13 protein-coding genes are annotated in these 12,151 nt (G+C 71.3%); 1 reads left to right on the top strand and 12 read right to left on the bottom strand.

Annotated elements, in window-relative coordinates; genetic code table 11:
- The 3 genes from ACFWEJ_RS20925 to ACFWEJ_RS20915 form a co-directional block, all read right to left on the bottom strand.
- A partial coding sequence (locus tag ACFWEJ_RS20925; RefSeq protein ID WP_377231115.1) for a hypothetical protein occupies nt 1-333 on the bottom strand: 333 nt, incomplete at its 3' end.
- On the bottom strand, nt 330-800 hold the full coding sequence (locus ACFWEJ_RS20920) for a MarR family winged helix-turn-helix transcriptional regulator (protein WP_377231114.1): 471 nt from the start codon (nt 798-800) through the stop codon (nt 330-332). The genes ACFWEJ_RS20925 and ACFWEJ_RS20920, both read right to left, overlap by 4 nt.
- On the bottom strand, nt 797-1,675 hold the full coding sequence (locus ACFWEJ_RS20915; protein WP_377231113.1) for an N-acyl homoserine lactonase family protein: 879 nt from the start codon (nt 1,673-1,675) through the stop codon (nt 797-799). The genes ACFWEJ_RS20920 and ACFWEJ_RS20915 overlap by 4 nt, the downstream gene beginning before the upstream one ends.
- A gap of 127 nt (nt 1,676-1,802) precedes the next feature.
- On the opposite strand from ACFWEJ_RS20915, the gene ACFWEJ_RS20910 reads away from it, so the two are divergent.
- Nucleotides 1,803-2,261 (top strand): methylglyoxal synthase, encoded by a 459-nt coding sequence (locus tag ACFWEJ_RS20910; protein WP_377231112.1) that lies wholly within the window; start codon nt 1,803-1,805, stop codon nt 2,259-2,261.
- Here the strand turns inward: ACFWEJ_RS20910 and aroQ are convergent.
- The 9 genes from aroQ to ACFWEJ_RS20865 form a co-directional block, all read right to left on the bottom strand.
- Complete coding sequence (gene aroQ / locus ACFWEJ_RS20905) at nt 2,195-2,824, bottom strand: gamma subclass chorismate mutase AroQ (protein WP_377231111.1); 630 nt, start codon at nt 2,822-2,824, stop codon at nt 2,195-2,197. The two genes, ACFWEJ_RS20910 and aroQ, sit on opposite strands and share 67 nt — an antisense overlap.
- A 134-nt stretch (nt 2,825-2,958) precedes the next feature.
- The gene (locus tag ACFWEJ_RS20900; protein WP_377231110.1) at nt 2,959-3,918 is read right to left on the bottom strand and encodes a 3-hydroxyacyl-CoA dehydrogenase family protein; all 960 of its coding nucleotides are present in this window, start codon (nt 3,916-3,918) and stop codon (nt 2,959-2,961) included.
- A gap of 38 nt (nt 3,919-3,956) precedes the next feature.
- Nucleotides 3,957-4,460 carry a ribose-5-phosphate isomerase gene (locus tag ACFWEJ_RS20895; RefSeq protein ID WP_377231109.1) on the bottom strand — a complete coding sequence of 168 codons (504 nt, stop codon included), beginning with the start codon at nt 4,458-4,460 and terminating at the stop codon, nt 3,957-3,959.
- Nucleotides 4,460-6,202, bottom strand: a complete 1,743-nt coding sequence (locus tag ACFWEJ_RS20890) for a dihydroxyacetone kinase family protein (RefSeq protein WP_377231108.1) — start codon at nt 6,200-6,202, stop codon at nt 4,460-4,462. Before ACFWEJ_RS20890 ends, ACFWEJ_RS20895 begins: the two co-directional genes overlap by 1 nt.
- Before the next feature lie 45 nt (nt 6,203-6,247).
- Nucleotides 6,248-7,177, bottom strand: a complete 930-nt coding sequence (locus tag ACFWEJ_RS20885; protein ID WP_377231107.1) for a sugar phosphate isomerase/epimerase family protein — start codon at nt 7,175-7,177, stop codon at nt 6,248-6,250.
- A 121-nt stretch (nt 7,178-7,298) separates the two neighbouring features.
- Nucleotides 7,299-8,354: a LacI family DNA-binding transcriptional regulator gene (locus ACFWEJ_RS20880; protein WP_377231106.1), complete on the bottom strand. Its 1,056-nt coding sequence runs from the start codon at nt 8,352-8,354 to the stop codon at nt 7,299-7,301.
- A gap of 184 nt (nt 8,355-8,538) precedes the next feature.
- Complete coding sequence (locus ACFWEJ_RS20875; RefSeq protein ID WP_377231105.1) at nt 8,539-10,173, bottom strand: beta-xylosidase; 1,635 nt, start codon at nt 10,171-10,173, stop codon at nt 8,539-8,541.
- A 43-nt stretch (nt 10,174-10,216) separates the two neighbouring features.
- Nucleotides 10,217-11,116: a carbohydrate ABC transporter permease gene (locus ACFWEJ_RS20870; RefSeq protein WP_377231104.1), complete on the bottom strand. Its 900-nt coding sequence runs from the start codon at nt 11,114-11,116 to the stop codon at nt 10,217-10,219.
- A 16-nt stretch (nt 11,117-11,132) separates the two neighbouring features.
- Nucleotides 11,133-12,083: a carbohydrate ABC transporter permease gene (locus tag ACFWEJ_RS20865; protein ID WP_377231103.1), complete on the bottom strand. Its 951-nt coding sequence runs from the start codon at nt 12,081-12,083 to the stop codon at nt 11,133-11,135.
- Nucleotides 12,084-12,151: the final 68 nt, after the last annotated feature.

Here is a 12,151-nt window from a genome sequence, read left to right as displayed (position 1 = left end):
GGTCCGCTCGCCCTCGGTGTGGAGCCACCAGTCGGCCGTCTCGGCGAAGCCCGGCACCTGCCACACCATCCGGACGTGACCCGGTTCGACGGTCTCGTAGGTGAAGACCCCCGACAGCCCGGGACGGACGGTGATCCGATACGGGGCCGCGAGCCCGCCCTCGGACGGGTCGGACTCGAACGGGTCGGACTCGGACACGCCGGCCTCGGACGGGCCGGTCATCCTCAGAAACGCAGGGTTCCACGCGGGCAGCGCGAGCGCGTCGAGCAGGACGGCGTGCACCGTCGGGCGTGGCGCGTCGACGAGCAGGCTCGCGCTGCCGGTGGCGCTCATGGTGTGCTCCCCGGCTCGCCACCGCGGCGGACGACTGCCTGGCCCGAAGGAAACGCTCCGGCGAAGGCGCGCAGCAGGGTGAGGGTCTCTGGCACCGGCATCCCCTGGGTGAGGTCGTCGATCGTCCCGTACAGCCGTTCCTCGACCTCGGCGATCCGCACCGCGAGCCGCCGGCCGTCGTCGGTCAGGGCGAGGGCGACCCGGCGGCGATCGTCCTCGCCCGCACCACGGTCGACCAGACCCATGGTGACCAGGCGATCCACCAGCCGGCTCGGGCTGCCGCCCGTCTCGCAGACGAGCAGCTCGCCCAGCCCCGCCAAGGTCAGGGGCTGGCGGTCGGCGAGAACCCGCAGCACCTCGGCCTGCGACGGGGTGACGCCCAGCGGACGCAGGTTCGCGGCCAGCATCCGGTTGCCCTCACGCTGGACGGCCAGGATCAGGTATCGCAGCTCCTCGGCCGGCCTCATGAGCGGGTCGCCGTCCCTGCGAGCGCCCCGGCCAGGAGGTCTGCCGCGCGTGGGTCGTGCGCTGCCAGGACCACCAGGCCGGGCTGGGCCTCACGCAGTGCGTTGACCTTGGCCACCGTGTCGCGGAGCCGGCCCTTGTCGCCGATACCCGGGAGCTTGCCCGCGGCGAGCAGCCGGGCGTCGTAGGTGAGGTCGCCCACGAGCAGCAGCGGCGCGTGGCCCGGGCGTCGGACCAGGAGGGACTGCGAGCCCGGTGTGTGGCCGGGGGTGGGCAGCAGCACCAGGCTGCCGTCGTCGAACAGGTCGTGTCCGTGGGTGAACGGCGCGAGCGTGGGGTCGGTCAGCGGTTCCGGGGTGACCCGGTTCCAGCGCAGCCCGGGCAGGTCGATGTGGGAGCGCAGCAGGCCTCGCGCCTCGGGCAGCGGCTCGTTCAGGCTGTCCCACTCCTGGTCGCCGACGAGGATCTCGGCTCCGCCCAGGACGGGTAGTCCGCCGATGTGGTCCTGGTGCAGGTGTGAGATCACCGCCTTGTCCACGTCCTCGGGGCGGTGCCCGAGTCGCGACAGGCCTGCTTCGAGAGTGTCGGCGGGGCCGATGTCGAACGTCGCAAGTCTGGAGTAGATCAGCCCGGTGAGGCCCCGGGGGAAATAGTGGGGGTCGGTCACGGAGGCCCGGTCCTGCCCGGTGTCGAAGAGCACGAGGCCGGCACGGTGCTCGATCACGTAGACGTTGATCGGCCGGGGCGCGGTCCACCGGGTCGAGGTGAAGAGCCACACATAGGTGTTCTTCCGCGTGGGGCCGACGTGCTCCGGCCGGATCGACACGGAACCCGTGCTGATCACCGAGACACGTGCGACGGGGTCGTTCGTGGACATGGCCGGCTCCTCAGTAGATGACACGTCATCAGATTACACGTCATCCATCGGTGAGCCAAGAGCCAAGGCAAGCCGCTGACGCCACGGGCGGTTGCCGCGATACTGCAAGGACGGAGGTGGTGGTCCCATGAACCCCGATCGCAAGCAACGCCACATCGCCCTGGTCGCCCACGACAACATGAAGGTCGAGCTGCTGCGCTGGGCGGAGTACAACCGCGACACCCTCGCCGAGCACCAGCTCTACGCGACCGGCACCACCGGGACCATGCTCGAGTACGAGCTCGGCCTACCTGTGCACCGCTTCCTGTCCGGCCCGGTCGGCGGCGACCAGCAGATCGGTGCCCGGATCGCCGAGGGCAGCCTCGACATGCTGATCTTCTTCTGGGACCCGCTCGAGGCACAGCCGCACGATCCCGACGTCAAGGCGCTCCTACGGATCGGCGCCGTGTGGAACGTCCCGATGGCCTGCAACGTCGCGACCGCCGACATGATCATCTCGTCGCCGCTGCTGTCGAGCGACTACGAGAGCCGTCGGCCCGACCTGACACCACGCAGCTGGGACCGGACCGCGGAGTCCCCCACCTGAGGAACCACATCACGGGAACTCCACACCGGTGCGTCGGTCGTGGCCGAGGGCCGGGACGGAGGCGTGGCCCGGCGGCGGACGGAGCGTGTCGCGACGTGGAACGCGTGCCGGTGGAGCGCGTCCAGCCGGTCCGCGACCGTCTCCGCGAGTCCTTCCGAGCGGACGACTGAGGTGCGAAGCGGGCATTCGGCAGTTCCGAGCGCCCGGAGCAGGCGCCCGGTCAGGCGATCGATCCGGTCACGGATCCCGTCGAGGTCGGGGCGCGACGTGGGCGCGACGTCCGGATCGGCGGCCCAGCGGGCGAAGAGCCCCGCCTGCACCACCTTGCTCGCGTCGAACTGGTCACGAAAGAACGCCACGGCGGCGTCCTGGTTCAGCCCGACGGCGCCGGCCCTGTTCCGGACGTCGTCGAGGACCCGCTCCTCGCGCGCGGGGTCGTCGACGGACGAGCCGGTCAGGAACTTCGACACCGCGACGCCGTCCGCCAGGAGGAGCCGCTCGACGACGAGGTCCGTCAGGGTCTCGGCCAGGTGGCTGAGCCGCGGACTCTCGGGAGAAAGCATGGTTGTACTTCCTTGACGAAGCTGGGCGAGCAGTAGAGTTACCAGTCAGTCTACATGCCTAGCAGCCGCAAGGCCCTCGCACGGGCCGGCTACCTGGGCGGTCCAGGCATCCGGCCCGTGCGCGGACGGCTTCGTCAGGCCGGCGCGGGGCCGAGGGACCGCAGCAGCCTGCCCATCTCCCCGTAGGCCTTGTTCCGGTACGCGACCAGCGCCTTGACCTGCTCCGGCGTGTAGTCCCGCGTGAGCCCCCTGCCGTTCTTCACGCCCTTGCGGTCGCCCGCCACCGCGTCCTTGATGAGGTCGGGCGTCGCGAGGCGCTCGCCGAAGTTCTCCTCGAACGTGCGGAACCCGCCGGCATAGACGTCGAGCCCGGCCTGGTCGGCGATGGCGAACGGCCCGAAGAACCCGAGGCGGAAGCCGAACGTGGTCCGCACGACCGTGTCGATGTCCTCGGGCGACGCGATGCCCTCCTCGGCGATCGACATGGCCTCCTTGAGCAGCACGTACTGCAGGCGGTTCAGGACGAACCCCGGCACGTCGGCCACGAGAGCACCCTGGCGGTCGGCCCGGGCCAGCAGCTCGCGCACCACCGGCACGACCTCCGGGTCGGTGCGCTCGCTCAGGACGAGCTCGACGCCGGGGATGAACGGGGCCGGGTTGGAGAAGTGCACGGTGAGGAACCGCTCGGGGTTCGTCACCGCCTCGACCAGCACGCGCGCGGGGATGGTCGACGTGTTGCTGCCGATGATGGCGTCCGGACGCGCGGCCCCCGAGATCCGGCCGAGCACGTCGTGCTTGACCTCGACCGACTCGAACACCGCCTCCTCGACGAAGTCGGCGTCCGCGACGGCCTCCTCGATCGACGCCGCGGCGGTCAGGTTGGCGCGGATCGTCTCGGTGGCACCGGCGTCGTAGAGGCCCACGTCCTCGAACTCGCGGGCCTCCGCGAGCAGCCGGGCGTACGCGGTCTGCGTCGCCTCGGCCGAGACGTCCGCGATGACGACGGGCAGGCCCGCGAGCGCGAACGACTGCGCGATGCCCCCACCCATGTACCCGGCCCCGACGACGGCGACCGAGCTGATGCTCGTGATCATGATGTCCTTTCCCGATCTGAAACGTTTACCGAAAGCAGTCAGCCGCAGGACGCCGGGTTCGGCGCCGGGTCCCTCCCCGCGGCCCCGTCCTCGATCTCCCCGATGGCCATGACCTTGGGGGCGGACGGCGACTCCGGGTCGAACCGGTAGCCGAGCCACTCGCGCGTCAGCCGGCGGGCCAGCTCGATGCCCACGACGCGCTGGCCGAAGCAGAGCACCTGGGCGTCGTTCGAGAGCACCGCGCGCTCGACCGAGAAGGAGTCGTGCGCCGTCACCGCGCGCACACCGGGCACCTTGTTGGCCGCGATCGCCACACCGAGGCCCGTACCGCAGACGAGCAGCGCCCGGTCCGCCTCGCCGGCACCGACCAGTCGGGCCGCAGCGGCGCCGACGTAGGGGTAGGCCGTGTGCTCGTCGCTGGCGACGCCGACGTCGACCACCGAGGTGACCCGTTCGTCCGCCTCCAGGTCCCGCTTCAGGATCTCCTTGTACTCGTACCCGGCGTCGTCGCAGCCGATCACCAGTCGCAGGCCGTCCACCATCAGGATTCCACCTTCGAGGTCGTGGGTGTGGGGATGCCGACCTCGGCACCCGCCGCGCCCAGCAGGAGGGCGAGGGAGGTCGCCCCCGGGTCCGGGACGCCCAGGCTCTTGTCCCCGAGCACCCGCGCGCGGCCCCTTCGGGCCGCGATGTTCTCGGTCGACGCGGCGCCCTCGCGGGCGGCCTCGACCGTGGCGCGCCAGGTGTCGGCGGGGCCGGCGCCCGCGCCGACTGCCGCGGTGAGCGCCTCGACGGCCGGGTGCAGCGCGTCCACCATCGTCTTGTCGCCGACGCGCGCGCCGCCGACCTCCTGCACCTGGTCCCGGGCGGCGGTGATCCCCGCCACGAGGTGGCCGAGGGTGACGGGGGCGTCCGCCGGGAGCTCGTCGGCCAGCGCGAGCAGGCCCACACCCCACAGCGCCCCCGACGTCCCGGCGCCCTTGTCCGCCCACGCGTCGGCCGCGCGGCGCAGCACGGACGGCGCGTCGCCACCTGCCGCGAGGGCGGCGTCGGCCGCGACGACGGCGGCGTCGATCCCCCGGCACATGCCCCGGCCGTGGTCGCCGTCCGCCGCCACCGCGTCGAGGTCGCCGAGCATCCGCTCGGCGTCGTGGAGCGCGCCCTGGGCCCGGCGCAGGATGCCCGCCACCGTGCCCGCAGCGGCGATCCCCTCCGGCGAGGTGGCGCGCACCAGCTCGGTCTCCGGTTCGGTGGTGAGCGCCACCGGCACCGGGGCCTGCGCGGGGCGCCAGCCGCCGTGGTGGAAGCCGGGGGTGTCCGCGGGGGCGAGCCAGAGGCGTTCGAGCTCGTCGTCGAGCCAGGTGACGGTCAGCGAGCACCCGGCCATGTCCAGGCTGGTCACGTACTCGCCCACCAGCGGTGCGACGATCGTGACGCCACGCTCCACGAGCAGGTCGTGCACGCTGTCCCACAGGACGAACAGCTCCTCGTACTTGACCTCGCCGAGGCCGTTGAGCAGCACCGCGGCCCGGCCGTCCGCGTCGGCGGGTCGTTCGGCGAGCACCCGGTCGACGAGCTCGGCGGCGAGCGCCGCCGCCGTCGGCCGCGCCTCCTCCCCGACGCCGGGCTCGCCGTGGATGCCGAGCCCCCAGCCGGCCGTCCCCGGCTCCAGGCTGAACAGCGGGTGGTCGTGGCCCGGTAGCGTGCAGCCGTCGAACGCCACCCCGAAGGACTGCGTGCGCTCGTTGCCGCGCGCGGCGAGGCGGTTCACCTCCGTCAGGTCGGCACCTTCCTCGGCCGCGGCCCCGGCGAGCTTGAAGACGACGAGGTCGCCGGCCACGCCCCGCCGCTCGTGGGCACGGTCCGCGGGGGCGGACGCGACGTCGTCGGTCACCAGGAGGATGGTGACGTCGGTGCCCTGGGCCCGCAGGCGACTGGCCGCCGCACCGAAGTTGAGTACGTCGCCCGCGTAGTTCCCAAAGGTGACGAACACGCCGGCGCCGGCGTCGGCGGCGCGGCACACGTCGAGCACCTGGCGGGTGGACGGTGACGTGAAGATGTCGCCGCACACGGCGGCGTCGGCCAGGCCGTCGCCGACCAGCCCGGCGAAGGCCGGGTAGTGGCCCGATCCCCCGCCGACGACGACGGCGACCTTGCCGGGGCGGGTGCCCTCGGCGCGGGCGATCCCGCCGGGGACCTGGCGGAGCCGGCCGGGGTGGGCCTTGACGAGTCCGCGGAGGGCCTCGGGGACGAAGTCTTCCGGTCTGTTGTGGACGTAGGTCATCTCACCTGCACCTTTGCTCGGGGACCTGGTTGCTGCTGACGAGGGTCACCGTCCGGCGCCCCGGAGCACGTCACGGATGTACTCGCGGTTGATGGCGGCGACGCCGAGGCTGTCCGACCCGTAGTGCTCGCACACGAAGACCCCCTCGAACCCCAGCTCCAGGGCCCGGCGGAGCACGGCGCGGTAGTTGACGACGCCCTGGACGAGCGGCGTCGGGTGCGTCGCGTACGAGCCCGTCGCCGGGTCCTCGTCGCGCGTGTAGTTCTTGATGTGCCAGAAGTTGGTCAGCGGCAGCACCTTCTCGAACATCGTCGGGATGTCCTCGATCGGCCGGTGCAGGCGCACCAGGTTGCCGAGATCGGGGTTGAGGCCCACGTTGTCCCGGTCGACGTCGTGCACGAACCGCACCGCGAGGTCCGGGGTGCCGATGTACGTGTCCTCGTACATCTCCAGGCTCACCTGGACCCCGAGGTCGCGTGCGTGGTCCGCGAGCTCGCGGATGCGGCGCACGGCGAGGTCGTAGGCGTCCTTGTCGTCGAGGTCGTCGTGGTGCCCCTCGGCGAGCCAGAACCACAGGGCCTTCTCCTGGGCGGGCTTGAGCGCCTGCATGAAGCCGAAGCTCACCACCTCGGCCCCGAGCTCCGGTGCCCGGTCGATGATCGTGTGGCCGAAGCGCAGGTAGTCCTCGCCCCGCGCGGCGTCGATGACGCTGCGGCGGGTGGTGGACACGGACGGGACCGACAGGCCCGTCTCCTTCAGGACGGTGAGCAGCTCGGCGAACCGCGCGTCGCTCAGCTCGCCGATCGACAGCCACGCGTCGGTCGGGTCGACGTGCGCGAAGCCCAGGTCGGCGACCTGCTGCAGCTGGGCCCGCCAGGACTCGGCCGGGGCGTCGACGTTGGAGGTGCCGTCCGCCGTCGTCGACCCGAAGGACAACATGTTGGCTGCGATGGGCCAGTTCTCGGCTGTGCGCATGTGTGATCTCCGTCGATCTGCGATGCCGCGCGGCATCGTGGTTCGGCCGCCGGGCGGATCGCCCGGCGGGTGGTGCAGGTGTGCCGGGCACGGCCGGCAGCGGCCCGGCCCCGCGGGTGGTTCAGCCCCGCGGGTCCCGGAGCAGCTCGGCCCGGGGCGCGGCGGTCGAGTCCCGGACGACGAACGTGGTGGCGATCTCGATGTGGTGGGAGTCGACGGGCCTGCCCTCGTGCAGCTGCTGCACGGTGTGCAGGGCCCGGCGGCCGATCTCCTCCAGCGGCTGCCGGACGGCGGTCAGCGGCGGGTTGGCCCACGACGCGAGCGGTGTGTCGTCGTAGGCCACGAGGCTGACGTCCTCCGGGACCCGCAGGCGGGCGCGCCGGGCCGCCTCCAGCACCCCCATCGCCTGCGCGTCGCTGCCCGCGAAGACCGCGGTGGGCGGGTCCGGGCGCTGGAACCACCGCTCCGCGACCTGCACGGCCTGGTCGTGGTCGAAGCGGATCGGACGGACCAGGTCGGGCTCGATCTCCACGCCCTGCTGCCGGCAGTACGTGAGAAAGCCGTCCAGCCGCGCGACGGCGCTGAGGGACTCCGCCGGTCCGGCCACCACCGCGATGTGCCGGTGCCCGAGCCGGACCAGGTGCTCCGCCGCGCTCCGCCCGCCGAGCCAGTTCGTGGACCCCACGGAGACCACACCCTCCTCGGTGACGTCGAGCGGGTCGATCACCACGAGCGGGACGCGGGCCCGGGCGAGGCTCGCGTAGACGTCCGGACCGAGCCCGGAGGTCAGCACGATCGCACCCACCCGCTCGGCGGCGGCGAGCCGCTGGGCCCAGGCGGCGCTCGACTCCGGCACCCCGTTCGCGGACCTGCGGCGCACCCGCCCGACGACGACCTCCAGCCCCAGCTCCTCGGCCGCGAGCACCACGCCGCGCAGGATCTGCGACGCATAGGTGGTGTCCAGGGTGTCGACCATGAGCTCGACGGTGTGCGCCGTGGTGGTCCGGGACGGCCCCCGGTACCCGAGCGCGGTGATCGCCGTCTCGACCCGTTCCCGGGTGTCCTCGGCGACGTCCGGTCGCCCGTTCACGACCTTCGAGGCCGTGGCGGTGGACACCCCCGCGTGCGCGGCCACGGCCGAGAGGTTGGGACGTGCCGGCCCGGTCTTCTTCGTCAAGGCTGCCTCCTCGTTCCGACCGTTTTATCGCCTGTCTCCGAAAAGTACAAGATGCCCTGCCCGCGCACCGGCTCCGGGCGAGCAGGGAATCCGGCCCTCTTTTCCCGGAAATCCGGGCCTGCCGCAGGGCGGGACGGGGTCGACGCTCCGAAAGTTTTCGAACCGCCGGCCCGCCCGCACCGCCCTAGCCGCGCGCCGGGGCGACCGACAGCACCGACCACGCCGGCAGTTCGAGGTCGAGGTCGAGCACGCCGTCCCCGGACACCGTGACGGTCGTGCTCCGCAGCGCGTCGGCGGTGTCCCGGAGCTCCGCCGTCTGCTCGCGGGTGAGGTTGAGCGGCTCCCCCATCCGGTGCCACGCCTCGGCCACGTTGCCGTGGTCCCAGTCGATCGACTCGACCGTGAACACGGCACCCGGCGTGAGCCCCTCGACGGTGTGCCGGACCCGCCGGACGGGACCCCGCTCCGCCAGGACGCGGGTGGCCGCGTAGGTGAGCTCGGACCCGACCCCCCGGCGGCCCATGTCGTCGGGGTAGTTGAAGAACACGGCGGAGATCTCGCGCGTCGCCGAGTCCTGCGTGATCGTCCCGTACGGCAGGGCGGCGAGGACCGTGTCGCCGAGCCGGGACAGCATCTCGAACGCGTGGAACGTCGGCTTGTGCAGGCCCTGCTCGTTGACCGCCCCGAACCCGCCGTGGAAGGGACCGATGCCCGCGCCGCCCTCCTCGAACACGTCGGTGAACGTCCAGTACGAGACCGAGTCCGCGAGCGCCGCGCACCGCAGGTAGGCGCGCGTGATGTAGGTGGCGGCGAACAGGGTGTCGTGGATCGCGTCGCGGCTGGACGGCGAGCTCGACCACTCGGTGATGTGCAGCTCGGCGTCGGGGAACGGGCTCCCGGCGATGAGCTTGCGGAGGGCGACCAGGTCGTCGTACGTCGCGTCCACGTGGCGGCGGATGTGGCGCATCTCCCCGTTGGCCCCGAAGGCCACGTCCGTCGGGTACAGGTGGGTGGACAGGAAGTCGATGGGGACGTCGCGCGCGGCGCACCAGTCGATGAGCTCCTCGATCCAGACGGGCCGCCAGTCGAGGGCGTCGACGTCCTCCGCCTCGGCCGTCGCGTGCTCGACGGACCGGTCCTCCCACTCGCCCCGGTAGCGGTCGTCGGGCACGAAGACGCTCGTGGACGGCCCGCCGACCTTGAGCTCCTGGTCGATCTGCTTGATCGCCAGGGCCGTGGCCTCGTAGAGCTCGAAGTACTGGGTCCGCGTCCCGGTCCAGAAGTGGGGCACGAGGTTGGGTTCGTTCCACACCTCGAACCGCCACTGCCGGACCTCGTCGAGGCCGTACCGCTCGATCCAGTGCGTCACGGTCGCGGTGACCAGCTCGACCCACCGCGCCATGTCCTTGGGCGGGCTGCAGTGCGCCTTCCACCAGAACAGCGTCTCGGTCTCGGTGGCCAGCTCGCGCGGCATGAAGCCGAGCTCGACGAACGGGCGCGCGCCGGTCTCCAGGATGAAGTCGAACACCTTGTCGACGTAGCTGAAGGTGTGCACGGGGGTGTCGAGCGGGACGGGCGGCCCGAAGCCGCCGCCGTCGTTGGCGCGGTAGACGAACATGTCGTCGTGGAACAGCCCGTGGAAGCGCACGAACCGCGCCCCCAGCCGCGTGACCGCCTCGCGGAAGTGGGCCTGCCAGTCGGCGCGCAGCGCCTCGTTGGCCCGTCCGGCGCCGACGCACTCGTTCCAGATGTGCCGCAGCGGGACGGCGGTGGTCGCCTCGCCGTCGATCGTCAGGCCGGGGGTCGTGTGGGTGTCCAAGGTTCTCCTTCTGTATTTCGCTTTACGTGGGGGCCCGACGGCGTCAGCCCTTGACGGCGCCGAGGCTGAGGCCGGACTGCCAGAAGCGCTGCAGCGAGATGAACGCGATGATCAGCGGGATGATCGTGAGCAGCGACGACGTGACGACGAGGTTCTGCAGCAGCTCGCCGTTCCCGGCGGTGGAGGCCAGCTTGTTCCACTGGTTGATGCCGACGGTCAGCGGGTACCAGTCGGGGTCCTTGAGCATGATCAGCGGCAGGAAGTAGTTGTTCCAGATCGACACGAACGAGAACAGCAGCACGGTCACGGTCGCCGGGACGAGCATGGGGAGCGCGATCTGCCAGAAGGTGCGGAACTCCCCCGCGCCGTCGATCTTCGCGGCCTCCAGCAGCCCCGTGGGGACGGCCTCCGCGGCGAACACCCACATGAGGTACAGCCCGAACGGGTTGAGGAACGACGGGATCAGCACCGCCCACGGCGTGTTCGTCAGGCCGAGCTGGGCGAACAGCAGGAACTGCGGGATGGCCAGGGCGATGCCCGGGACCGAGATGGCGCCGAGCACCACGAACAGGAAGACCCGCTTGCCGGTGAACTCCAGCTTGGCGAGGGCGTATCCGCCGAGCGCGGCGAGGAACGTGGAGACGACCGCCCCGACGACCACGTACAGCACGGTGTTGAGCAGCCAGCGCGTGAAGATGCCGCCGTCGTAGGTGAAGACCTCGACGATGTTGTCGAACAGCGCGAAGTGCCGGCCGAACGAGAAGCCGAAGCTGGAGACGAAGTCGGCCTGGGACTTGGTGGAGTTGATCGTGAGCCAGATCAGCGGCACCAGGCAGTAGAGGGTGAACAGCCCCGTCAGGAAGGTCAGCGTGCTGCTCTTGCGGGGGTTGGCGAGGGTGTGCAGGCGCCCGCGGCGCGGAACACCGGCAGTGGTGGTCGTCATGAGGGGTCTCCGGCTGCTACTGGTCGAGGGCATGGCGCATGCCCCGGATCTGGACCGCGTACGCGATGGCGATGGTGAAGGCGGCCATGACGAGGGCGAGAGCGGCCGCGTAGCCCTGCTGCGAGCCCGTGAACGCGAGGTTGAACGCGTACAGGTTGGGCGTGTAGTAGGTGGTGATCCCGCTGTTGGCCACCATCGACGGGAGGATCTGGGGCTCGTTGAAGATCTGGAACGTCCCGATGATCGAGAAGATGACGGTGATCACGAGCGAACCGCGCAACGCGGGCAGCTTGATCGCCCGGATCTTCCGGAACTCCCCCGCGCCGTCGATCGCCGCCGCCTCGTACAGCTCCTGCGGCACGGCCTTCAGGACGCTGTCGAAGATCAGCATGTTGTACCCGGTGAAGGCCCAGGTGACCATGATCCCGATCGAGATCAGCGTCGTGCTCGGCCGGAACGGGTCGATGTCGGTGCCGAGCCAGCCGTTGATGCTCCCGAAGAGCCCGTAGCGGACGCCGAGCATGAAGCCCCACATCAGGGTGGAGACGATGGCCGGCACGGCGTAGGGCAGGAAGATGGCCACCCGCATGAACCGCATGCCGCGCAGCCGCATCGAGTCCATCGCGAGCGCCAGCACCAGGGCCAGCACGAGCATGATCGGCACCTGGATCAGCGTGAACCAGACGACGCGGGAGACGCCGTCCCAGAACTGGGCGTCGCCGAACAGCTTGGTGTAGTTGGCCAGGCCGACGAACGACGATCCGCCCACCATCCGGTCCTGGAAGAGGCTGAGGTACGCGGCGTAGGTGATCGGCACGATGAACACCAGGGCGAACAGGATGCCGAAGGGCGCCACGAACGCCCAGCCGATCTGTCGTGTGCGTCGCCGCCGGTACTGCTGCGGCTCCCCGCCGGGCAGCGGCATGCTCGACGCCGCGGGTCGTGTCAAGCGCTCCGTCGCGCTCATGACTGGTCCTTTCTCGTGTGTGGGGCAGGTCGTCCGGCGGCGTCCCGCGCTCGCGCACGGGCACGGGA

The sequence above is a fragment of the Promicromonospora sp. NPDC060204 genome (genome assembly GCF_042728455.1).
Taxonomy (GTDB): domain Bacteria; phylum Actinomycetota; class Actinomycetes; order Actinomycetales; family Cellulomonadaceae; genus Promicromonospora.
The sequence above is the reverse complement of the archived record's forward strand: the minus strand, read 5'-3'. Positions and strand labels throughout refer to the sequence as shown.

Coding starts and splice junctions, on each gene's coding strand:
- ACFWEJ_RS20915 (WP_377231113.1), bottom strand. CDS start 1,675: ATGTCCACGAACGACCCCGTCGCACGTGTCTCGGTGATCAGCACGGGT.
- ACFWEJ_RS20900 (WP_377231110.1), bottom strand. CDS start 3,918: ATGATCACGAGCATCAGCTCGGTCGCCGTCGTCGGGGCCGGGTACATG.
- ACFWEJ_RS20865 (WP_377231103.1), bottom strand. CDS start 12,083: ATGAGCGCGACGGAGCGCTTGACACGACCCGCGGCGTCGAGCATGCCG.
- ACFWEJ_RS20870 (WP_377231104.1), bottom strand. CDS start 11,116: ATGACGACCACCACTGCCGGTGTTCCGCGCCGCGGGCGCCTGCACACC.
- ACFWEJ_RS20885 (WP_377231107.1), bottom strand. CDS start 7,177: ATGCGCACAGCCGAGAACTGGCCCATCGCAGCCAACATGTTGTCCTTC.
- ACFWEJ_RS20895 (WP_377231109.1), bottom strand. CDS start 4,460: ATGGTGGACGGCCTGCGACTGGTGATCGGCTGCGACGACGCCGGGTAC.
- ACFWEJ_RS20920 (WP_377231114.1), bottom strand. CDS start 800: ATGAGGCCGGCCGAGGAGCTGCGATACCTGATCCTGGCCGTCCAGCGT.
- ACFWEJ_RS20890 (WP_377231108.1), bottom strand. CDS start 6,202: ATGACCTACGTCCACAACAGACCGGAAGACTTCGTCCCCGAGGCCCTC.
- aroQ (WP_377231111.1), bottom strand. CDS start 2,824: ATGCTTTCTCCCGAGAGTCCGCGGCTCAGCCACCTGGCCGAGACCCTG.
- ACFWEJ_RS20910 (WP_377231112.1), top strand. CDS start 1,803: ATGAACCCCGATCGCAAGCAACGCCACATCGCCCTGGTCGCCCACGAC.